The following is a 23,368-nucleotide window of genomic DNA, read 5'->3' as shown; positions in this document are numbered from 1 at the left end:
GGACTGTGAGTAAAGTTTTATTATCTGGAAATGAAGCAATTGCCAGAGGCGCCTATGAAGCCGGCGCTACAGTTGCAACAGCTTATCCTGGCACTCCGAGCACAGAGATTTTAGAAAATGTATCAAAATTTAAAGATGAAGTTTATTGTGAATGGGCTCCAAATGAGAAGGTGGCTATGGAGGTGGCCATTGGCGCCTGTTTCGGAGGTTCCCGATCCTTGGTTGCTATGAAACATGTGGGTTTGAATGTGGCGGCTGATCCCTTTATGACCCTGTCCTATACAGGGGTGAAAGGTGGATTGGTAGTAGTATCAGCAGATGATCCCAGCATGCATAGTTCACAAAACGAACAAGATAATCGCCATTTTGCCAGGTTCGCCAAAGTTCCCATGTTAGAGCCATCAGATAGTGAAGAAGCCCGAGAGTTTGTCAAACATGCTTTCGAAATCAGTGAAAAGTTTGACACTCCTGTGCTTTTTAGAGTAACTACAAGAATATCCCATTCTAAAACAGTAGCTACCCTTGGAGAACGTGAGCAGGTTCAGTCACTAGAAGAATTTGAAAAAGATCCTGAAAAATTTGTCATGGTTCCGGGAAATGCTAGAAAACGTCATGTAGTAGTAGAAGACAGGATGAAACAACTGGAGGAGTTTTCAAATCAGACGGAACTAAACAAAATTGAATGGGGAGATAGCAAAATCGGTGTCATCACTGGAGGTATTTCTTATCACTATGTGAAAGAGGCATTGCCCCAGGCTTCAATTTTAAAGCTCGGCTTTTCTTATCCATTGCCTAAGAAAGTGATTGAAGAATTTAGTGCTAAAGTAGATAAACTTTACGCTGTTGAAGAGTTGGATCCTTTCTTGGAAGAACAGATTAAAGCAATGGGTATAGAAATTATCGGCAAAGAAGAACTACCAATGATATATGAATTAAACCAAAAGATATTAAAAGAAAATCTTGTGGGTGAAAAACCAGAACAAGTTTCTTATCCTGATGTTGACCTGCCACCACGTCCTCCTGCCTTGTGTCCAGGCTGTCCACATCGAGGAGTTTTCTATACTCTTAATAAACTTAATCTTGCTGTCATGGGTGATATCGGTTGTTACACCCTGGGAGTTGTACCACCATTATCGGCTATTGATACCACAGTATGTATGGGAGCAAGCGTCAGCATGACCTTTGGTGCCGAACTGGCACTAAAAGGGGAAGGAAAAGACAAACTAATTGGTGTAATAGGCGACTCCACATTTATTCACACTGGAATTACTGGGTTAATAGACATTGTCTATAATAAAGGCGCTTCAACTATCATGGTTTTAGATAACAGAACAACAGGTATGACAGGACATCAAGAGAACCCTGGTACCGGTAGAACCCTCATGGGAGAAAGTACAAAAACCCTTGATGTTGAAGAGATAAGTAAAGCTGTCGGTGTTAGCAATGATAATGTTCGGACAGTAGATGCTTATAATCTTGATGAAGTAGAACAAGCTGTTAAAGAGGAACTCGCCAAGGATGAACCTTCAATCATAATCACCAAAAATCCTTGTGTATTAATTGATAAGGATTCAAGATGGGAAGGTTTGACAATAGACAGTGAAAAATGTAAGGCATGTGGAATGTGTTATAAAGTAGGTTGTTCCGCTGTTTATAAAGGCGAAGATGGCAAGGCAAAAATAGATTCAACTTTCTGTACCGGTTGTGGAGTTTGTCAACAGGTCTGTAAGTTTGATGCTATTGTAAAGGCAGGTGACTTAAATGAATAAAACAACCAATATTATGATTGTTGGCGTAGGCGGTCAAGGTGTTTTATTAGCAAGTGAACTGATCTGTGAGGCCTTACTTGCAAAAGATTATGATGTGAAAAAATCTGAAGTCCATGGAATGGCCCAAAGAGGTGGCAGTGTAGTCACTAATGTTAGATTTGGTGATAAAGTTTATTCACCACTAATTACAGAAGGAGAAGCAGATTTTCTCCTATCCTTTGAACAAATGGAAACTTTAAGATGGTTAGATTATATTCACAGTGATACTAGAATAATTGTTAACGAACAACAAATTGTCCCCATGCCAGTGGCTATTGGACAGGGCAGTTATCCCAAAAATGCAATTGGGAACTTAAAAGAAGTTACAGAAAAAGTTAATGCATTTAATGCCCTTGAGGTTGCCAAAGAAGCTGGTAATATTAAGACTGTAAATGTAATCCTTGTAGGGGCACTGTCCAAATATATTGATATACCTGAAGATCATTGGAAAGAAATTATCAAAAAACGTGTTCCTCCCAAGACTTTAGAAGCCAACTTAAAAGCCTTTGACTTAGGAAAAAACAGTTAATAAGTGGATAATTTAAAGTAGACAAACAAAGTAGACAAATAAAGCTATAAAACTAAATGAGGTAAGGTAAAAAGGGGCTGTACCCCAAAAGCTACCACTTTTGGGTCAGCTCCTTTTTTGTGCACTAATTGATATATCTATGGAAAGTTTAATTATATATCCGATAAAATTTATTTATTAGACCAGTATTCATTAAACCGGTAAGACATCTTAGCTAACAACAGAGTAGAGGTAGGTCAATTATAATTTGTGTGTTTAAGCTAAAATATAGATAGATATAATGGATTATATCAAAAGTATCAATAAAAACTATTTGTTACATTAATTCCAATCCCTGTATAATTTAAGTGAGCATTTGTATCGGGATGTAATTATCTTTACAAAACTAGGGGTGAATTTAATGGTCTATCTAGATAACGGTGCCACCAGCTGGCCCAAACCGGAACAAGTTTATCGAGCAGTAGATGAGTGCCTACGCTCAGGCGGGAACCCAGGCAGGGGTGTCAACCAGAGTTCTCTGGAAATGAGTCGAATTATTTTTGAGGCTAGGTACGAACTGGCGAATTTTTTAAATATCCCAAATGAAGATAGATTGATTTTTACCAAAAATGTAACAGAAGCTATAAATATGGTGTTAAAGGGAATATTGGAGACAGGTGATCATGTTTTGATAAGTCCTATGGAACACAACTCTGTAGTAAGACCCCTAGAATATTTAAAGGAGAATAGAGGGATTAGTTACGATCTGATTCCGTCCGACTCTCAAGGAAGGTTAAATATAAGCGAGATTGAATCCTTGATAACGGAAAATACTAAATTATTAGTTTTTACCCATGCTTCTAATGTTTTGGGGACAGTCTTGCCTGCTCGTCAATTAGTGCAAATCGCAAAAAGCCATGGCTTATACACATTAATAGATGGAGCGCAAAGTGCAGGGAATATGGAAGTGGATGTAAAAGCTTTGAAGGCAGATTTTTTTGCTTTTACCGGTCACAAAGGCCTTTTAGGGCCGCAAGGTACTGGAGGACTATTTGTCAGGGAAGGAATTGAACTGGAACCCTTGATTCATGGAGGAACAGGAAGCAATTCCAGATCATTGAAACAGGATGGGATGTTTCCCGATGATTTTGAAAGCGGAACTGTTAATATGCCTGGAATTGCCGGCTTGAAAGAGGGTGTCAAATATAGTCGTGATAACCTGACAGATATTATTTCATCAAAACAACATTTGATGGAAAAACTTATGGATTATCTTCTAGATAAATCTGAAATTGATGTTTACGGACCTCCCTCTTCTTCTATTTCGGAACGAGTTGGACTGGTAACCTTTAATTTGAAAAACATTGCTGCAGATAAAGTGGGACAAATTTTGGACAGCGAGTATGAAATAATAACCCGAACGGGACTTCACTGTTCTCCCCTGGCCCATCGAACTGCTGGCAGTATAGACTTTGGAGGAGTAAGAGTGAGTATTGGCCCCTTCACCCGAGAAGATGAAATAGACCAGCTCATACAAGCTTTGGATCAAATTATTAATCAATAGCAATAACAGATTGACAAAAGATTACCTGAATTGACAATCAAGAATCAACAAAGTTCTGATTACGCAGTTGATACAATAAAAGCACCCAGAAATTATAGGGTTAAACAATGAAGAAATTCAAACACTTTTAGGAGGTGAAGAGTTATTTTGCGGCCTAAGCTCGCTGGTTTTAAAATGAGTCTGTTTGTACTGGCGTTTCTTTTAATGATGGTGCCGGCCCAAACCGAGGCAAGCGGGGACAGTGAATTTGTAGTTACTTTTGAAAAAGAAGAGATCGACCAAGAAGCTCTGGAAGAACTAAAAGAATTAGAAGTAGAGGTTAATACTCAAATTCCTCAGATTGGTGTAATTGCTGTTGAAGCTGATGAAAAAGACTTTTTAGAGAAAGCTTCCCAGATAGACGGCATCGAACATGTCACTAGAGAAGTATTTTGGGAACCCCCGGAAATTGAAAAAGAGACTTTTGATCAGGAAGAGGCTAGTGAAGAATCTAGTTTATATGAGGTATTCCAGTGGGATATCAAAAGAGTTACTCAGAATGAAAAGGCCTGGGACATTACCCGGGGAGATGATTCAGTTACGGTAGGTGTTATTGATACTGGTATTGATGCTGATCATCCGGATTTGAAGGAAAACTTAGAATTTGCTACGGTTCACTATGAAGATGCCGAAGAAGAGGACGCTTATGTAGACCCCAATGGTCACGGAACTCATGTAGCAGGTTCCATCGCTGCAGATGGTGAAGTGAAAGGTGTCGGCCCTGATCTGGGATTGGCTTCTTTCAGGGTTATGAATGATGAAGGTGTAATTCCTTCTGTTGCCACTGCCGATGCTATTGCAACGGCTGCCGATAAGGGTGTAGATGTGGTGAATATCAGCTTGGGTGCTTTACGGGATATTACAGATGAAGAATCGAGAGAGTTATACCATATGACAAGAAGAGTAGTGGAATACGCCGATGACCAGGGGATGATAATGGCAGTTTCTGCAGGTAATGATTCCAGGGATTTAAGAAAACCTATGGGTGAATTTGATGACGAAATAGATTTTGATGAAACAGGACCATTATTTGATGTATATTCTTATTTCCCTGACACTATTGCTGTTTCCGCCAGTGATATCCAAGATAATTTAGCAAGCTATTCAAATTACGGCCAGGCCAGAGTTGACTTGGGTGCTCCAGGAGGAGACTTTAATCCGGAAGACCCTGAAGATCCAACTACATTGTGTCTTAGCACATATCCGGGAGAAGGATATGCATGGATGGCAGGTACCAGTATGGCCTCACCCAAAGCTGCTGCTGTGGCAGGATTGATTATCAGTGAAAATCCAGGACTCTCTCATGATGAAGTTATTACCCAACTAAAAGAAACTGCAGAGACTATTGATCATCCATCAGACAGCAGACGGAACTTTGGTCACGGTCTGGTAAATTCTTATGAGGCGTTAAAAGACCTTGAATAACATGTGATTAACATTCAATTGATATTTAATTTAAAATAAATAATTGATTCCCAGATAAAAGTGATTATTTATCCCCTCTTAATTCGTCCTTCTTCCAGGATGAATTAGGAGGGGATTTTTATGTCAAAATGTTAAACTTTTTGAATTTCGACAATTTGAGACTCTCAATATCGACTTTGGAGGACAAATTTTATGGAGGTACAATGTTAATATATTTATTAGGGAACCTAAAAATTCCTTGTAACATACAAAAGTATTATTGAAACTTGGATGGGAGGGTGGTAAATGGAGGGAGAGGTGCTTTTAGAACAAGAGAAAACAAAAGAATCCAATTATTTGAAAATCTATACCTTGGGCGATTTTAGGGTAGAGTATCAGGGCAATTGCTTGGCAAATGTAAGAAAAAACTCAAATAAGCTCTGGGAACTTTTTAAGTACTTGCTCACAAACCGTAATAAGCGTTTACCACCTGAAAAAATTGTAGATACCTTATGGCCTGAACAGGATTATGCAGATCCCAAAACAGCGGTACATTCTTTGGTCTATCGGTTGAGAAAATTACTGGATATTAACGGAAGTATCAATGGTAAAAATGATAATAATGCTGTTAATAATTCTCATATAAATTTAGACTATTCTCAAGAGGGCTATTTGTTTAGGTTAAATCAACATAGCTGGTTAGATGTCGATGAATTTATCACACTATCGATAAAGGCAACTAAACTTTGCTACTCTAATCCGGAAACAGCCAAACAATTATATCGTGAGGCGCTTTCACTTTATAAAGGTGCCTATCTGCCTGAATACTATCATAAGTATTGGCCCATGCCTGCTAGATATTATTACCGCAGAATTTATATGAAAACTCTTACGGAGTACTTGGCTATGCTTAGAGATGAATCCAACTTTTCTGAAGTTAGCAAGGTTTGCGAACAGGCATTATTAATCGAACCTTTTTTAGAGGAAGAACAACTTCATTTATATTTTATGGAGTCCTTAGTTCAAGAAGGAAAACTAGGTGAAGCTTTATCATATTATGAATACATTAATACCATGTATAAACAAGAATTTGAAAGCTCTCTTCCTACTAAATTGCAAAATTTTTATAAGGAAATAAAAAACGGAAATGGCTCAGAATATATTAAAGGTGAAGCGCAAAATAACTACTTTGATTTGAAAGGCTTAAAGGTAAAGAAAGGAGTTCAAATTAAAAATACCAACGAATCCCAAGGTGGTTTTTACTGCAATAAAGACTTTTTTATTAAGCTGTATAAGTTAGAAAAATTAAGAAGTGAAAGAACTGAGAAACCTCCTGTATTAGTAGATCTGACTGTAGTCGAAATAGAAAATGACAATGATTTATCTTCTATTGAAAAGTATAGTGCTAAAATTGAGGAAGTTTTAGTAACAAATTTACGTAAGGGGGATGCAATTTGTCGCTGGAGTGATAAACGATTTTTAGTATTATTATCTAATACAAAAGCAGAAAATGCGTATAACTTTATTAAGCGAATTCAAACTGAATTTAATTGTGAATGTTACGAATACAATGTTTCATTAGTGGGAATACCCCTAACAAAACTACCGGAATAATAAAAAATAGAAAAAAGAGTATATTACTTTAGCCTTTAACCGCAGTTTTAGCTGCGGTTTTATTTTTTATCAGTGAGATAACAGTGAATTAACAGAGGTATATTATCAAAAAATAATTCACTTATATGTCAATTGTTAATGAATTATCAAAGTCAAATGCTACTATTAAAATTGCTGACAATTCAAAGTTAACTATAGGAGGTGATATTAAGAATTGTTAATAGGAATCTACAAAGGAGGAGTTGGTTAGATATGGTATTTAAAGTCCAACAAAAATTAACTATAGCACTAGTAATTGTTTTATTAGCAAGTATTCCTTTGGTAAGTAAAACACTCGGCGCCGATGATTATATTGACATTGCCGATTCATACGCAGTTGATGAAATTGAGGCATTATCAGATGAAGGAATAATTACCGGTGACCCCGAGGGTACTTTCAGGCCAAGTGACAGTATTAACCGTGCTGAATTTGCTGCTGTTATAACTAGGGCTTTAGAATTGGACGAGCTCCCAGAAAAGGGAACAGGCTTTGAAGATGTTCATGAAAGAGATTGGTATGCCGGGTATGTAGGTGCGCTGGTTGATGCTGGAATAACTACAGGGACAACAGAAACCACATTTTCTCCAGATGACCCTGTAACCAGAGAAGAGTTGGCAGTGTTTTTCGTGAGAGCTTTCGATTTAGAAGAAGACGCCAAGAAATTAACTGATAAACCGAATATTAATGACCTTGATCAAGTGTCTAGCTGGGCCAAAGACTATGTAGCTCTAGATCCGGCATTAAACGAAGGGGGAGTAGTAACAAATCTTTCCAGAAACTAAAACCATCCTCTACTTATAATAGAGGATGGTTTAGAATTCTTACTACTTTGTTCTAATCTCAATAACCTCTTCTCCACTTATCCAATCTACATTATGGCCTAAAAGCTCATTTGCATATCTAAGCGGAATTAACGTCCGGCTGTCTTCTATTATAGGTGAAATCTCCATTATTTTGGATTCTCCATTAACCTTAGCAGTTGTTTCACCAATAGTAAGCTTCACTTCCACTCCATCATCTTTAATCGTTACTTCTTGGGAGCTGTTATCCCAATCAAGGGAAGCACCTAATTTATCTATAACCCCTCGCAGTGGCATTAATGTACGGCCATCTCTAATAATGGGCGCACTATCTAGTTCCCAACTACCTTTCTTACTTTGTTCTGATCTATTAGAGTCAAATTTCTTTACTGTATAGTTTCCCGGTTCAAGTTCAAGGATACTGCTTCTACCTACACCTGAACCTGGTCCTCCATCTGATGGGCTCATTCCTGGATCTTCCGGTTCACTTATATTGTTTACAACCAAAGCATTACTAATTTCTCTACCGGGCCTTGTTATGTAATCACCTTCATAATAAAGACCTGAACTTGCACCACCGTCTAGAGCCATAGCTTCTGTCAGTCCTAATTCAACACATATAGCAGCCGTATCTTCATGGTTAGCACCGTCAACAGTTCCCATGATCACTTCATTGTCATTGTAACCAATGAAGCTTCTTCGAGCCTTGATAGTATGCCTCTCACCGGTCATCTGGTCTTTTTCTAGATCAACATCTTCTCTACCATTATTGACAAGTTTTGGTCCGGCTCCAACCATATGAATAAAATCTTCTATTTCAATTGGCTCCTCTCTATCTTCGTCACTAACAGATGGTTTGAGTTTTGCTTTATCTCCTGGGGAATAGTTTTCTGGGAGTTGTGAAACCGCCTGTTGTGTACCAAGTTCGACGACAAAACCGTTTTCCGGTATCTCTGCTGGTCCATCAGTGAATTCTACAATTCTGTTATTTTCTACAACTAATTTTGTTCCTTGTTCATCTATCACATCTTTAGAAAATTCAGGAGTATATGCAATGATCATGTTAGAATTATCAGAAGGATGGTTTATCCTACCAATTCTGATATCACGGTCTTCAATAACCAGGTTTAGACCAAATCTCATTCGAGAAACGTCTAGATCTTTAATATTTTTGATACCATCATCACTTTTAACAGCAAAGGTAGAGCCAAAACCCATAAGATGAAGCAATTGTCCATCTTTCATAATTGCACCAGAAGGATACCTTTCATCATCTTCAGAAGTGTAAGCATCGAAGAAGGTACCGTTGATGGCAGCTATACCGTCTTCCCTTTGGGCATGGGAAGATAGGGAATCAACAGTGCCCACTTCATCATATGAAGTTGTAAAACCATAATCACCGGCTAGAGGTATTTTAATATAGTTTACACGATAATCACCTCTATCGGTTTCTACTAACTTGTCCTCTTTTGTTGTAAGATCACTTGAAGCAAAGGCCAAAGACGAAAGACACGAAAGTAATAGAATAATAATTAAAGATAAAAACACAGTTCTTTGAAATATCGACATTTAAATCCCCCTATCTATATAAGATTAACACACAGTAATATATTCTCTTTATAAATAAAACTACCTGCAAAAAACTGGAATAAAGAAGAAAAATCTTCAGTTTTCGACAAACTTAGAAAAGCTGCTCCAGGTCTATAATCCTAGAGCAGCTTGAGCAGCTTGGTGTATATATCCATTATTATGTTGTAAAACTCACTTCTTATCTACTCTGGTATCCACTCCTCAACAACATCCCGATTATCCTCGATCCATTCCCTTGCAGAACCTTCTTCATCGCCTGTTTCGTCAATCATTCCCATGAGCTCGCCCAGTTGTTCATCGGTTAAGTACATATTTGCCACTAACTCTGCCACTTCCGGGGCATCTTCTGAAAAACCTCGCCTTGATAAGGCTTCAATGCGTTCTGCCTCACCGTAAACCAGTTCGGGATCCTCCAAAAATTCCAGATCCCACTCGGCAAACTTCCAATGGGGAGTCCAACCGGTAACCACGATCCATTCTTCATTATTTATAGCACTGCTTAATTCTGCTGTCATGGAAGCCGCACTACTAGAAACCAGTTAGTAATCTGCCAGGGAATCATATAAGTCCATGGCTTCATTTGTATTTTGCATTATTCCCGCACCGGAGTCTATTCCAACAATTTGTCCTTCAAACTCATTATAGTATTCATCCATTTCGTCGATACTTTCAACTTCCACGTATTCCGGGACAACTAAACCGATTCTGGCATCATCGTAGACTGTGCCTAACTGTTCAATGTCGTCACCGTGTTCTTCCATATAGTCCTCATGGGTGATTGGAAGCCAACCCGCCATGTATAAATCTTCTTCTCCGCTAGCTAAGCTGGTGTAAACCATGCCCAGTTCTGCCGTGGTGAGATTTACGTCATAACCCATTTCATCTTCCAAAATAGCAGCAACCAAATGGGATTTGGCAATGGCACATGCTCATTCCCCAAAAGCTATCCTGATTTCTTGTTGTTCATCTTCAATTAATTGACATCCTGTCATGGTAAATGCTTGACCTAGCATTAATGTAATCACTAACAAAATTATAGGAATTCGAAGTTTCATAATTGAGATACCTCCTATTGCGTAGGGTCAACTATATTTTTTGAAAACAGCTGTTTAAATATGTATCTACTTGATGTTCTCGAGGTTTTATAATGACTTTTTTTTATGGTTTTTTCAATTGACTCCCATAATTTTTTGTATTAAACTTAAGTCGTAAAAGGTTTTAGTAAAACGATTTAGTAAAACCTTTTATGATCCAATCGAGATTATTTAAGTAAGTTACGATATTAATATTTTCTTATGAAAGGACGTCCCCAATGGCCACGATTAAAGATATTGCCAAGAAAGCTGGGGTTTCAATCACCTCTGTTTCCCAGGTGCTAAACAACAAGGATATGGGCATCAAAGAAGAGACCAAAGAAAAGATCCTTGCAGCAGCCCGGGAGCTGGACTATAAGCCTAATTACCTCGCTCGGGGCTTAATTACTAAAAAGACCAATACCTTGGGACTTATCATTCCAGACATTACCAACCCTTTTTTCCCCCAGGTGGTCAGGGCCATTGAGGATACGGCCAATTACCAAGGATACAATATGATACTTTGCAATACCGATGATGATGTGGACAAGGAGAAATTATACCTCAGAGTTCTTGAAGAAAAATGCGTAGACGGAATTATTTTTACAAGTTCAACTAAATCTTCCAAAAGTTATCTGGACCACCTGGAGAACAATGATACACCCTTTGTCCTTTTAGACAGGAGTTTTTCAGGTCCTTTGGACTTTCCCAAAGTTTATACTGACGGTTATAAAGGTATTAAACTAGCCATGAATCACCTGATTACAAGAGGCCATAGAGACATTGCTTTTCTTTCAGGTCCTGAAACATCCCAAACGGCCAAAGACCGCCTCGAGGGATACAGACAAGCCTTGAGTGAAGCCGGTCTCACTCCCGAATCAGAGTCACAATTGATCTATTATGGTGATTACAAGGCCCTCTCGGGAGAGCAAGGAATAGCCGAGCTGTTGGATACAAATCCGCATATCACAGCAGTAGTAGCAGCTAATGATCTCATGGCGGTGGGAGCTATGCGAACTATTAAAAATCGCGGCCTAAAAATTCCGGAGGATATATCAATTATCGGATTTGACAACATTCAAACCTCACGACTAGTAGATCCACCCCTGACTACGGTGGCACAACCTTCTTATCAAATGGGACAAATGGCGACTGATATTTTGATCGACATGATCGAAAAGACCACTAATATTACTGGGAAAAGCACTCATCCCGAAACTAATCAAACTTCACAGGATTTCGAATCACTTAAAATCCAAGAAGTCAAGCTAGAGCCCGAATTAATCATCAGAAATTCAGTTAAATAGTATGGATTAAGATTAAATAAGGAATAGACTTCGGCCAGTGAGGCCCAGAAATCTGGAAATAAGTTATCAACATTCAACTTTTATACATCCAAAAAATAAACAAATTAAGCAAGGGTTTTGAATATAGTAAGGCAGGGGGGTAATGCTATTGTCTGTAAAATTTACAGTTATGGGAAGCTTAAATATGGACTTCGTATTGTCTGTCCCCAGGCTTCCCCAGGAAGGCGAAACACTCCTAGCCCAAAATTTTTCTACTTTTCCCGGCGGAAAAGGCGCCAATCAAGCTGTTGCCCTGGCACGGTTGGGAGGCCAGGTGAACATGATCGGTGCAGTAGGAGACGATGATTTGGGTAATAATCTACTAAGAAACTTGGAACAAGAACAGATTGATACAACAGGAGTTCAGTGCCTAGCTGACACTCCTACAGGAAATGCCTTTATCACAGTCGATCAACAGGGTAAAAACACCATTCTTGTATATCCAGGCGCCAATGGTGAACTGAAAACATCTTGGGTGCCACAGCATAAGGAATTGATCCAAAATTCAGAATATTTGCTGATGCAGTTGGAGACTCCCCTAGAAGTAGTAGAGGCCACGGCTGAGTTAGCTGACAGTTTAGGGACCAAGGTTATCTTAAATCCAGCACCTGGCCAGGAACTGTCCCAAAACCTATTAAAACGTGTCCACTTGTTAACTCCCAATGAAACTGAACTATCTGTCATATCAGGTATGACCACAGAAACTAGGGAGGAACAGATAGCTGCCGCCAGGCATCTGACTGACTTGGGTGTGGATCAGGTAGTTGTCACTCTGGGCTCAGAAGGGGCCTTTCATGTGGACAAGAACATGGGTCAACAAGGCACTCATGGACATCATAACACACACTGCAATCACGGTACTCGCGGTACTTACGGAACTCGCGGTACTCACGGCACTCAAGACTCTCAAAACCCTCAAGAGGCCACCTTTGTTGACAGCTTTTCGGTTAAAGCTGTAGATACCACAGCAGCAGGTGATAGCTTTACAGCAGCCTTGGCAATTGCTTTGGGACAGGGACAAAGCATAGAAAACGCCCTCAAATATGCTTCAGCCGTAGCGGCTATCACAGTGACCAAAGAAGGAGCACAAAGCTCATTACCCTATTCTCATCAGGTAGATACCTTCCTGAAGAAAGGGGAACTGTAAATGAAAAAAACAACTTTGCTGAATAGCGAAATTTCCCGAGTTACTTCTCAAATGGGCCATACTGACGGATTGACTATTTCCGATGCTGGACCTCCCATCCCCCAAGAATCAGAACGGATAGACCTGGCCCTTAAGGAAGGGGTACCAGCTTTTATGGAAACACTAGAAACGGTACTTTCCGAGTTACAGGTTGAAGCAGTGGTACTGACTACTGAAACGAGAGAAGTGAGCCCACAAACTTATCATAAAATTGTGGACTTATTAAAACAGTACAATCCTGATATTCAAATAACAGAAATTGACCATGAAAGCTTTAAAAAAGAGGTTTCAAACACAAAAGCAGTTGTCAGAACCGGTGAATGTACACCTTTTTCTAATATTATTTTAAAATCCGGAGTGGTGTTTTAATGACATTACTAAAAATGAAGGGAATAACCAAAACTTTTCCAGGTGTTAGGGCCCTTGATGATGTTGACCTGGACCTTGAAGCTGGAGAAGTCCTGGCCCTCTTAGGAGAAAACGGTGCCGGTAAATCTACCTTAATGAAAATTCTCAGTGGTGTTTACGGTGAAGATGAAGGAATGCTGGAAGTAGAAGGTAAGCAAGTTGCCATAGAGTCCCCTCAAAAAGCCACTGATCACGGAATTGGGATCATTCATCAGGAATTAAGTTTGGTTCCCAACTTATCAGTGAGAGAAAATATTTTTTTAGGCAGGGAAAAAACCCATCCCATAACCGGAAAAATTGACTGGCACTATATGAATGAAGAGAGTAGAAAACTCCTTGTCCAACTGGGAGTTGAAGATATAGACCTGACTCGTCCTGTCAAAGACTTTAGCATCGGTATTCAACAGATGGTAGAAATAGCCCGAATACTATCAATGAACTGCAAGATCATCATTATGGACGAGCCTACAGATGCTCTCACACCTCAAGAAATAGAGGTTCTTTTTCAAGTTATCAACTCTTTAAGAGAGTCCGGGAAAGGAATCATATATATCAGCCATAAACTGGAAGAAATATTTCAGATTTCCGATAGAGTTCAGGTATTAAGGGACGGAACTCATGTCGGTACCAAAGATATAACAGAGACTAATACGGAAGATCTAATCAAAATGATGGTCGGCCGGGATTTAAAAGAAAAATTCCCCTGGGTTGCACCTCAAACCGGTGATGTGGTCTTGGAACTTAAAGATGTCAGTTCACCAGGACTAATTTACAATGTGGATTTGATGGCAAAACAGGGTGAAGTGTTGGGGATTTTTGGTCTAATGGGAGCAGGACGTACTGAACTCTGCAAAACTATCTTTGGTGCTCATCCCATTCAGGGTGAAATTTTGCTAGACGGCCAACCTATTAAGATAAATTCCCCCAAGGATGCCATTGAAAAGGGGATCGTTTATCTGTCGGAAAACAGAAAATCCGAAGGATTGTTCTTAGAACACGAAGTCTACAAAAATATGACCCTGGCATCATTAAACTCTTTCACCTCAAATTTAGGAAGAATCAACAAAGGTCGTGAAAAAGAAAAAGTTGAGGAATATATCGATAGGTTGACTGTCAAAACTCCTCATATTGCTCAAAAGGTTAAGAATTTGAGCGGAGGTAATCAGCAGAAACTTGTCTTCGCCAAGTGGCTAATGACCAATCCCAGAGTACTAATTTTGGACGAACCCACCCGAGGTGTAGATGTAGGGGCAAAAGTGGAACTTTATAATCTAATTAACGAACTAAAACAGAAAAATGTGGCCATTATCATGGTTTCTTCTGAACTTCCTGAAATAATGGGGATTAGCGATAGAGTTATGGTAATGCACAAAGGTAGAATAACGGGAGAGTTTAGCCATGAAAATGTGAATCAGGAGCAAATTATGGAACGGGCAGTAAACAGTTAGTAGCAAAACTAACCACCTGCAGTGAAGTGTTTATAAGCAAGTCCCTGCTTGTAACAACTGCAGCGAAGCATCTAGGAGGGATTATGTGAATGCCATTAATGCAAAAGTCTCTGAGATGATAGAGAATTTTAAAAAAGACGATTGGAAAAAGAACTTATTAAAACTTCAATCAGTTATTGGACTTATATTAATATGTGTGGTCCTGGCAATACTGACTCCCAGATTTCTAACCGTTAGTAACTTATTTAATGTCCTAAGACAAACTTCATTAAATGCCATCATGGCTGTAGGTTTGACTTTTGTTATTTTAACAGGGGGCATTGATCTATCTGTAGGCTCAGTCCTGGCCTTTTCAGGGGTGAGTGCAGCTACTGCGGCCGAAATGGGACTACCGGCTCCTATGGCCATCTTTGTTGGCTTGGTAGCAGGAAGTGCCCTAGGCTTTTTTAACGGTATAGTAATCACCAAAGGTAAAGTGCCGCCCTTTATTGCAACCCTTGCCATGATGACTATGGCCAGGGGTGGGGCACTGGTAGTCAGCGATGGTCGTCCTCTTAGCGGTCTAGGAGAAGGTTTTCATTTTATAGGCCGTGGTATGGTGGGAGCAGTACCGGTACCCGTGATATTAACCCTTATCATATTTATTGTAGCATATTATATCCTGACTCAGACCAGGACTGGAAGATATATTTACGCTACTGGTAGTAACGAAGAAGCAGCTAAACTGACTGGAATTAACACCGATAGAATTAAATTATTTGCCTATACCTTGTCTGGTTTTACTGCCGCCCTCAGCGCCATGATTATCATTTCCAGGTTGGGCTCTGCTCCTCCTACAGCCGGAGACGGAGCTGAACTGGATGCCATTGCCGCTGTTGTCATTGGCGGTACCAGTCTTGCCGGCGGTATAGGAAGCGTTTTTGGCACTTTTATAGGTGCTACCATAATCGGTGTTTTAAACAATGGACTAAACCTATTAAATGTTTCTTCTTATTACCAGCTAGTTGTAAGAGGTGCTGTTATCTTGGTAGCAGTGCTCTTAGATAGGAAGAAAGCTGATTAATCCAATCAATTCAATCCATTAATTCAATCCAATCAAATCTAATCAGCTTCTTTATAAAAAAATTAAAATATTTGAGGGGGTATGTTTAAATGAGTAGTCTTAAAAAACTGTTAGCAGTAGGAGGTATTCTAGTTCTGCTTTTGGGTGTAATGGCAGGATGTGGTGAAGAAGCTCCTACAGACGAAGAAGGTGAAGCAGAAGGTGGAACTATTGGACTGGCAATTTCCACACTGAACAATCCTTTCTTTGTTACCTTAGAAGAAGGTGCTAAGGAAGCAGCTGAAGATTTAGGTTACGACTTGGTAGTACTTGATTCACAAGATGACTCTTCTCAAGAACTTTCCAATGTGGAAGACTTGGTACAGCAAGAAGTCTCCGTGATTCTTATTAATCCTGTGGATAGTGATGCAGTAGAAAGCGCTGTTTCAATGGCTAATGATGCAGATATTCCTGTAATCACTCTTGACAGAAGTGCAGAAGGTGGCGAAGTTTTATCTCACGTAGCTTCCGATAATGTAGCAGGTGGAGAAATGGCCGGTGAATTTATTGTAGACGAGCTAGGTGGAGAAGGAAAAGTAGTAGAACTTGAAGGAGTTCCTGGTGCCTCCGCTGCCAGAGACAGAGGAGAAGGTTTCCATAATGCAGTAGAAGGTACTGATATCGACGTGATCGCTTCCCAAACGGCTAACTTTGACCGCCAAGAAGGACTAAGTGTTATGGAAAACATCTTAGAAGCTGAAGAGGAAATTGACGCTGTTTTTGCCCATAACGATGAAATGGCTCTTGGTGCACTTCAGGCCATTGAAAGTTCTGGCAGAGATATAATGGTAGTCGGTTTTGATGCTACTGACGATGCTCGAGAAGCAGTATCTGAAGGTAGTATGGCAGCCACTGTAGCCCAGCAGCCAGCACTGATCGGTTCCTTGGGAGTAGAAAGTGCTGCTGATTATTTGGAAGATGAAGAGATAGAAGAATATATTCCAGTTGACCTTGAACTAGTAACTGAATAAATTTAATAGATATGTTGTTTGGATGAGCCGTAGTATTTCACGGCTCATCTTTTTTAATTTAGATATTTTAAATATTAATGATTTGAAGGATTTTAAATTTTAAAATAGAACTATTATACGTTAATGGACTATTTTGCCAATGAAACCAAATGAAACCAATAATACACATTAAAATAAAGGAGGAGTAATAATATGCAAGGGAACAATATTTTAGAATACATGGAACATGCTGCCCCCTACATTAAACAAGCTATGGTAGATGATATGGCAGTGAGCCTGGTGGAAGCTGAGAATAATACTTTTTTAGCTTATTATCCTGGTGAAAGTATTGATCACGGTTGTGCAAAAGGTGATCCTGTTCCGGAAAAGACTGGACTATATCAGGCCATGAAACAAGGGAAGCATGTGGTTCAACACTTTGATAGTGAGAAATTTGGGTTTCCCTATGTTAGCTCTGCAGTACCTTTGAAGGATGAAAACTCCAATGTAGTAGGTAGTTTAGCATTTACTAAAAGCCTAGAAAGACAGAATCAAGTTTACGAGATGGCCAATCACTTGTCTGAAGCTGTTAGTAAAATTATGGAATCAGCAGAAACTATCTCTGGTGAATCAGAAGAGCTTGCTTCTACAGGAAATGAATTATCCGATCAAGTTCAAGTGTTGAATACCAAAGTAAGTGAAACTGATGAAATTTTAAATACCGTACAAGGAGTTACTAATCAAACTAACCTTTTAGGACTCAATGCAGCCATAGAAGCTACTCGATTAGGAGAAAAAGGCCGTGGCTTTATGGTAGTAGCAGAAGAAATTAGAAAACTAGCAGATAACAGCAAAGAATCTTTAAAGAAAATTGAAGAGATCTTAAGTACTTTAAAAGAAAATGAACAGAATGTAAGCACAGGAGTTCAAAACATAGAAAATATTTCAAATCAGCAAGCTCACGAGCTACAATCCATTACTGAAGAAATTAAAAACATAGAAACAATGTCAAATAAATTGGTAGAATTTGCTAAAAACTTATAATCTCAGATTAATGCGAAAACAGGACCACCCTAACCTGTGCCGTCAAAGACTTGTAATATAGGCTAGGGGTGGTCCCTTTATGTAGAATATTAATTTTCTGAGCTACTCTTCTTCAGGTGTAAAACTTCTTTCCGCAAGTTCTTTGTCTAGCATGATAATTCCTGGTCCACTTTCACCAATTCTCTTGACTTTACTCAATAAATTATCCATAGTCGTTTCTTCTTCAACCTGTTCATCAATAAACCAGTTTAAAAAGCTAACAGTTGGGTAATGTTTTTCCTGTTGTGCTATTTCCATAATTGAATTTATCAAATGGGTAACGTGTTGTTCGTGTTCTAGAGATAATTCAAATACTTCTTCTAGGGATTTAAAATCTCTTTTAGGATCTTCAAATCCTGTAATGATAGGAGTTTCTCCCAATTCATCAATAAAATTAAAAAACTTCATCGCATGGTATCGTTCTTCTTCAGCCTGCACTATAAAAAAGTTGGCAAAACCATCAAGGTCTTGTTCTTTACAGTAAGCAGCCATAGCCAGATAATATTGAGCAGAAAAGAACTCATGTTTAATCTGTTCATTTAACTTTTGTAATACGTTTTCAGGGATCATTAATTTACACCTCCAAATATTTAAATAATAATTATTATTAATATCATAAAACAATATCCTTCCCATGTCAATATCGGCAGTAGTACATTTTTATTTTTGCATTTTAATGTCCCTATCATACTATTTTTGACACCTTTCACCAAATTTAATTTTACTCTTTAACTAGAAAAATATTCATATAATGGAAGGATTTTTTTGATTGAAATATAAATAATATATATAGGGTGATTTGATTCACTTTTTAAAATAATATTTAAAATATAAAAGGAGGTTGTAACGGTGAAGAAACTTGCTATCTTAACAGTCCTAGTTATGTTATTTAGTTTTTCATGGACTATGGCGTCTGAAGACATTAATGTCGAAAACATTCCAGATGGTGATTACAGGGGGACTGGCAGCGGATTCAATGATGACATCACAGTAGATGTGGTAGTTTCTGATGGTCAAATTACAAGTGTAGAAGTTGTTGAACACGATGATACTCCAGATTACTTTGAGGATGCGGAAGAGGTGCTAGACAGGATTGTTGAAGCCCAAAGCACCCAAGTCGATGTTGTATCTGGTGCTACAGCATCAAGTGAAGGTATTTTGGAAGCTGTGAAAAATGCTTTGGCTGGTGAGGAAGTAGAAGAACAGCCGGAAGAGGATGCACAGCCTGAAGAAGATGAAGCTGAAGAGGAAGTAGTAGAGGAAGAACCTGCACCTTCTGAGCCTACTCCTGATGTAGAGCTAACTATTTCAGGGAAAACTACCGAAACAGTTACAGGCCTAATTGAAGAAGGTAATAGCTTAATGCCTGTCAACACTGTGGAAAAAGTGACTGAAGGTAGTGTAGAATGGGATGCTCAAGAACAAAAGGTTGTAATTACTTACGAAAATAGACCTACTTTAGAGCTAGAAGCTGACAGTGATCAACTTTACGTTGATGGCGAAGCTGTAACTATGCCGGTAGATGTTAAAAATATCGACGGAACCAATTATACTCCGGTAAGAGCAGTATTTGAAGAATTAAAGTATTATGTGACATGGGAAGCTGGTGAAATAAACTTATATGATACCTTGGAGCCAGTAGCGGAAGAACCAGAAGTTCCCGAGGAAGCAGAGGAACCCGAGGTTTCCGAAGAACCGGAAGCTGAACCTTTGGATGTAGAAGATGGTACTTATAGAGCTGCATCAGAAGAAGGTCGTGGTTTCACAACCGCGGAAGTGACTTTCGAAGATGGCTATATAGTTGATATTGACTTGGTAGAGCATGATGATATGGGTCTTAGAAAAGAACTAGATTATTGGTACGATGTAGATAATTGGGCCGAAGTCAGAGATAATTATCCTGAAGAGTATGACAGCTTGCAGGCAATGCTTGACGACTTAGCTGAAGACATGAAAGCAACTAACTCAGCTGATGTAGATATTATTACAGGAGCTACTGGAACTGCAGAAAAAGCTATTGAAGCAGTTGACAGAGCAATTGACATTGCTAAAGGAGAAACAGGGCCCTTTGACGGTACATTCATGGGAGTATCCGACATTGGAGCTCGCAGCTGGGGAATTGCTATTGTAACTGTTGAAGACGGCGAAATTAAAGAAGTTGAGCTAGAAGAAGCTGGACGTGACGATGCTTATACCCCAATCGAAGAAGCTGAGCTCAAAGATGATGAATATCCATGGGATGAGTTCCATGAAGCAAAAGAAGTTATGCCTGAAAGGTTTGCAGAAGCAGACTCAACAGATGTAGACGGGGTTACTGAAGCAACTGGTAGTGTTGAATCCTGGAAGCAGGCAGTGGATCGCGCTCTAGCTAACGCAGGAGTTTACGATCGAGAAATTGGTTATTCTGAAGCCAATGAAAATGGATTTGTGAAAGCAGATATAGTTAAAGACGGAGATGAAATTATAGACATAAGCTTAACCGAATACGATAACAAAGGACTGCGAAAAGATCGAGATTATGAATACGATGTAGAAAATTGGGCTGATATAAGAGATAATTATCCTGAAGAATACGATAGTTTACAGGCTATGCTAGATGAAATGATTGAGAGAATTAAAGCTGCAGATGACTTAGATGAAGTCGATACTATCTCAGGTGCAACTGGAACTTCAGAAAAAGCTATAGATGCAGTTGATAAAGCTCTATCCGAAGGTCCTTATGATGGCACTTTCATGGGAATGTCCCCTGTGAGTGCTCGAGGTGGCTGGAACTTGGCCTGGGTAGAAATTATTGGTGATGATATTCAAGATGTTACCTTAGAAGAAGTTCAAAAAGATGACGGAGAATACTCCATCAAAGATGAGGATTATGACTGGGAAGAATTCCATGAAGCCAAGGAAATTATGCCAGAATGGTTTGAAGAAAAGGATTCAGCAGAAGTTGATACCTACACTGAAGCTACCGGTAGCGCGGAGCGATGGATGGACGCCGTACAAGATGCCTTGAGGAAATCCGGAAGATACTAAAACTAATAGGTATAGTAGAAACAATCTCGGTTGTATGAATTGAAATAACAAAGACAAACTTGCCGGTAACCCAAAATGGGTCTACCGGCAAGTTTTTTTAATTGCAAATTTCATTTATACTAATAAGTAAGAAGAAATTATTCTCTATGTAAAGGGGTTAATAATATGGACGAAAGATTTTGCGAAAAGTGTGAGCAAGAATTATTTAATGCCGCCAATCCCATTTTATGTGAGCAGTGTGCAGAACGGTTTTTTGACATTGTAAAAGACTATATTGGTGAAAATCCTGAAAACTCTTTAGACAAAGTAGTAGAAGAGACAGGAGTAGCTAAAAAGTACATAAAAAAGTGGATACGAGCAGGCCGCATCCAGTATAAATCTCGTGAAGAAGAGGAGAGAAGTAAAAAGCTGGAAAACTTTAAACGCGATTACGATAAGATGGTTACAGAAGAGAAAAGCAGGGAGCAGACTGAAGCCAATAAAAAAAAGGATAACAAGGGGAGATACCATACAAGAGATTAAAAACCTCTAAATAACCCACCCCCTCTCGGCTATCAATAACCGGAGGGGGTTGAATCAAGTTTGCAAAACTTCTGCGAACCTTGTACAGTACGAAAATTCTTCTTTTATTAAGCTTCTTCTTCTGTTTCTGAGTTCTTGCCTTTATTACCTTCCACTCTTTTGGCTATAGAACTCACAATAATGGAATTGGCACCGTCTCCTGTTACGTTACAAGCAGTTCCAAAGGGATCCTGTCCCATGTAAATTGCAATCATCAATGCTTGTTCTGTTTCTCCAAATCCTAACATAGTGCTCAATAAGCCTAGAGCGGCCATTACCGCCCCTCCTGGAACTCCTGGAGCTCCTATCATTACTATTCCAAGCATCAAAATAAAAGGGAAAAAGCTGGTGAATTCTGGTGTACCGAGATGAAGCAAATACACAGTTACGGCACTGATGGTTATGGCAATAGTACTACCAGCTAGATGAATTGTAGCTCCTAAAGGTACTACTAAATCTACTATATTATCTGGCACTTTTAATTTCTTGGCACTTCTTAAAGTTACTGGTAAGGTAGCTGCACTAGAAACTGTCCCCAAGGCAGTTGTATAAGCTGGAATCATTTGCTTTAAGCTACCGAAAATAGGGTTTTCAGGTCGCAATCTGTTTGCAACAGTGAAATGTAAAATTAAGTATAGTATTTGTAATCCGATTACCAAGGCGAAGAGAGGCGCAAACAGACCTATAGTTCTAAACACAGTACCCTCAGCAGCCATATCTGCAAAGATACCTGCTATGTAAAGTGGTAGTAAAGGAATGATTATTTTTTGAATTACCAAGCGCACAACCTCTCGAAATTCCATCATGAAATTATACAGAGTTTTATTACCGCGGATATTTTTTAAGTAATTTACACCAACACCAAAGATAAAGGCCGTTACAAGAGCTGTCATGATTTCCATCATAGGTGCTATTTCAATTTCAATAAACTGGGAAAGTCCTGCATCCTCTTCAACTTCCACGATTTCGGGTGCAATAGCCGGAATAATCATCATTGCCACGAAAAAGGCTATTGTACCTGCAATGATAGTCGATAAATAAGCTACACCTGCGGTGGCACCCAGCATTTTACCTGGACTCTCTGCTAATTCTGCGATACCTGGGATAATAAAGGCCAAAATAATAAGAGGAACAATGTAAAATAGCAATTCACCAAAAATGCTGGAAACAGTAAACAACAAGTTCCCTACCCATTCTGGGAAATAAAGACCAATAAGAGTACCCAGAATGATTGCAATAATTAACCTGGGAATTAGTCCTAACTTACTCATTAACTGCACCTCCTTAAAGTGATAAAATTTGTTTCACTGATTTTACCATAAAAAATTATTTTGAAAAGCATCAAAATAATATTAACAATTTTCTTAAGTATTAATCTGTCGAAAGATGTAAACCAGAAAATAAAATTTAGGATAACTAAGTTCATTTTAAGAGCATTAAATCATTATTAGTTTTTTTATTGACAGCTGGATTTATTCTAAGTACAATTGAATATAAATATTACTTAAAAGTAATAGGATTATCTTTAAAACTTAATCGAATCCTTATCAAGAGTGGTGGAGGGACTGGCCCTATGAAGCCCGGCAACCGGCAGCAGCTAATCCTGCTGTAAAGGTGCCAAATCCTGCAGAAGTGTATTACTTCTGACAGATAAGGAGTTGTCTTCTAGCTTACATCAAGCTAACAAGACCTCTTCTGAATTTGTCAGGAGGGGTCTTTTTTTTAGGCTGTTACATTTAGTTGGTGATAATGTAAAATTTTCAATTAAACATTATTATGCGTGTTTGAAATTGAAATATTACAGTTATCAAATTATA

General features: G+C 38.9%; 19 protein-coding genes, 1 pseudogene and 1 riboswitch. Of the genes and pseudogenes, 15 read left to right on the top strand and 5 right to left on the bottom strand.

The window, feature by feature from the left end; translation table 11 throughout:
• Positions 1 to 5: 5 nt before the first annotated feature.
• From iorA to NTHER_RS13595, 6 genes are all read left to right on the top strand, one after another.
• Positions 6 to 1,769: an indolepyruvate ferredoxin oxidoreductase subunit alpha gene (gene iorA / locus NTHER_RS13620; protein WP_012449089.1), complete on the top strand. Its 1,764-nt coding sequence runs from the start codon at positions 6 to 8 to the stop codon at positions 1,767 to 1,769.
• Complete coding sequence (locus tag NTHER_RS13615; protein ID WP_012449088.1) at positions 1,762 to 2,337, top strand: indolepyruvate oxidoreductase subunit beta; 576 nt, start codon at positions 1,762 to 1,764, stop codon at positions 2,335 to 2,337. Before iorA ends, NTHER_RS13615 begins: the two co-directional genes overlap by 8 nt.
• Before the next feature lie 400 nt (positions 2,338 to 2,737).
• A complete protein-coding gene (locus NTHER_RS13610; RefSeq protein ID WP_012449087.1) occupies positions 2,738 to 3,880 on the top strand; it encodes an aminotransferase class V-fold PLP-dependent enzyme in 1,143 nt (380 codons plus the stop codon).
• 174 nt (positions 3,881 to 4,054) lie between these two features.
• Positions 4,055 to 5,344, top strand: coding sequence for a S8 family peptidase (locus NTHER_RS13605; protein WP_158438296.1), 1,290 nt, complete (start codon positions 4,055 to 4,057; stop codon positions 5,342 to 5,344).
• Between the two features lie 285 nt (positions 5,345 to 5,629).
• Entirely contained in the window at positions 5,630 to 6,937 is a 1,308-nt protein-coding gene (locus NTHER_RS13600; RefSeq protein ID WP_012449085.1) for an AfsR/SARP family transcriptional regulator, read from the top strand.
• A 252-nt stretch (positions 6,938 to 7,189) separates the two neighbouring features.
• Positions 7,190 to 7,759, top strand: coding sequence for an S-layer homology domain-containing protein (locus NTHER_RS13595; protein WP_012449084.1), 570 nt, complete (start codon positions 7,190 to 7,192; stop codon positions 7,757 to 7,759).
• 42 nt (positions 7,760 to 7,801) lie between these two features.
• Here the strand turns inward: NTHER_RS13595 and NTHER_RS13590 are convergent, their stop codons facing one another.
• The 3 genes and pseudogenes from NTHER_RS13590 to NTHER_RS16425 all read right to left on the bottom strand — a co-directional run bounded on the left by NTHER_RS13590 (position 7,802) and on the right by NTHER_RS16425 (position 10,422).
• A complete protein-coding gene (locus NTHER_RS13590) occupies positions 7,802 to 9,346 on the bottom strand; it encodes a stalk domain-containing protein (RefSeq protein ID WP_012449083.1) in 1,545 nt (514 codons plus the stop codon).
• A 203-nt stretch (positions 9,347 to 9,549) separates the two neighbouring features.
• Positions 9,550 to 10,287, bottom strand: a pseudogene (locus NTHER_RS13585) (glycine betaine ABC transporter substrate-binding protein).
• A 9-nt stretch (positions 10,288 to 10,296) separates the two neighbouring features.
• Positions 10,297 to 10,422: a hypothetical protein gene (locus NTHER_RS16425; RefSeq protein WP_274377057.1), complete on the bottom strand. Its 126-nt coding sequence runs from the start codon at positions 10,420 to 10,422 to the stop codon at positions 10,297 to 10,299.
• A 257-nt stretch (positions 10,423 to 10,679) separates the two neighbouring features.
• Between NTHER_RS16425 and NTHER_RS13580 the strand changes: the two genes are divergently transcribed.
• The 7 genes from NTHER_RS13580 to NTHER_RS13550 all read left to right on the top strand — a co-directional run bounded on the left by NTHER_RS13580 (position 10,680) and on the right by NTHER_RS13550 (position 17,924).
• Complete coding sequence (locus NTHER_RS13580) at positions 10,680 to 11,747, top strand: LacI family DNA-binding transcriptional regulator (protein WP_012449082.1); 1,068 nt, start codon at positions 10,680 to 10,682, stop codon at positions 11,745 to 11,747.
• A gap of 148 nt (positions 11,748 to 11,895) precedes the next feature.
• Positions 11,896 to 12,933 (top strand): ribokinase, encoded by a 1,038-nt coding sequence (locus tag NTHER_RS16005; RefSeq protein ID WP_012449081.1) that lies wholly within the window; start codon positions 11,896 to 11,898, stop codon positions 12,931 to 12,933.
• A complete protein-coding gene (gene rbsD / locus NTHER_RS13570; RefSeq protein WP_012449080.1) occupies positions 12,934 to 13,341 on the top strand; it encodes a D-ribose pyranase in 408 nt (135 codons plus the stop codon). It abuts the gene before it with no gap.
• Positions 13,341 to 14,828, top strand: coding sequence for a sugar ABC transporter ATP-binding protein (locus NTHER_RS13565; RefSeq protein ID WP_012449079.1), 1,488 nt, complete (start codon positions 13,341 to 13,343; stop codon positions 14,826 to 14,828). The genes rbsD and NTHER_RS13565 overlap by 1 nt, the downstream gene beginning before the upstream one ends.
• A gap of 115 nt (positions 14,829 to 14,943) precedes the next feature.
• Complete coding sequence (locus NTHER_RS13560; protein WP_041367967.1) at positions 14,944 to 15,891, top strand: ABC transporter permease; 948 nt, start codon at positions 14,944 to 14,946, stop codon at positions 15,889 to 15,891.
• Positions 15,892 to 15,980: 89 nt separating this feature from the next.
• A complete protein-coding gene (gene rbsB, locus NTHER_RS13555) occupies positions 15,981 to 16,901 on the top strand; it encodes a ribose ABC transporter substrate-binding protein RbsB (RefSeq protein ID WP_012449077.1) in 921 nt (306 codons plus the stop codon).
• Positions 16,902 to 17,093: 192 nt separating this feature from the next.
• Entirely contained in the window at positions 17,094 to 17,924 is an 831-nt protein-coding gene (locus NTHER_RS13550) for a methyl-accepting chemotaxis protein (protein ID WP_012449076.1), read from the top strand.
• A 102-nt stretch (positions 17,925 to 18,026) separates the two neighbouring features.
• On the opposite strand, the gene NTHER_RS13545 is transcribed toward NTHER_RS13550, so the two are convergent.
• On the bottom strand, positions 18,027 to 18,533 hold the full coding sequence (locus tag NTHER_RS13545; protein ID WP_012449075.1) for a ferritin: 507 nt from the start codon (positions 18,531 to 18,533) through the stop codon (positions 18,027 to 18,029).
• A 279-nt stretch (positions 18,534 to 18,812) separates the two neighbouring features.
• Between NTHER_RS13545 and NTHER_RS15460 the strand changes: the two genes are divergently transcribed.
• Both NTHER_RS15460 and NTHER_RS15455 read left to right on the top strand, forming a co-directional pair.
• A complete protein-coding gene (locus tag NTHER_RS15460) occupies positions 18,813 to 20,990 on the top strand; it encodes an FMN-binding protein (protein WP_012449074.1) in 2,178 nt (725 codons plus the stop codon).
• A gap of 165 nt (positions 20,991 to 21,155) precedes the next feature.
• Positions 21,156 to 21,512: a hypothetical protein gene (locus tag NTHER_RS15455; protein WP_012449073.1), complete on the top strand. Its 357-nt coding sequence runs from the start codon at positions 21,156 to 21,158 to the stop codon at positions 21,510 to 21,512.
• Positions 21,513 to 21,619: 107 nt separating this feature from the next.
• On the opposite strand, the gene NTHER_RS13530 is transcribed toward NTHER_RS15455, so the two are convergent.
• Entirely contained in the window at positions 21,620 to 22,822 is a 1,203-nt protein-coding gene (locus NTHER_RS13530; protein ID WP_012449072.1) for a dicarboxylate/amino acid:cation symporter, read from the bottom strand.
• 270 nt (positions 22,823 to 23,092) lie between these two features.
• Positions 23,093 to 23,208: riboswitch (SAM riboswitch) on the top strand.
• Positions 23,209 to 23,368 lie beyond the last annotated feature (160 nt).

The organism is Natranaerobius thermophilus JW/NM-WN-LF, from assembly GCF_000020005.1.
Lineage (GTDB): Bacteria > Bacillota > Natranaerobiia > Natranaerobiales > Natranaerobiaceae > Natranaerobius > Natranaerobius thermophilus.
The sequence above is the reverse complement of the archived record's forward strand: the minus strand, read 5'-3'. Positions and strand labels throughout refer to the sequence as shown.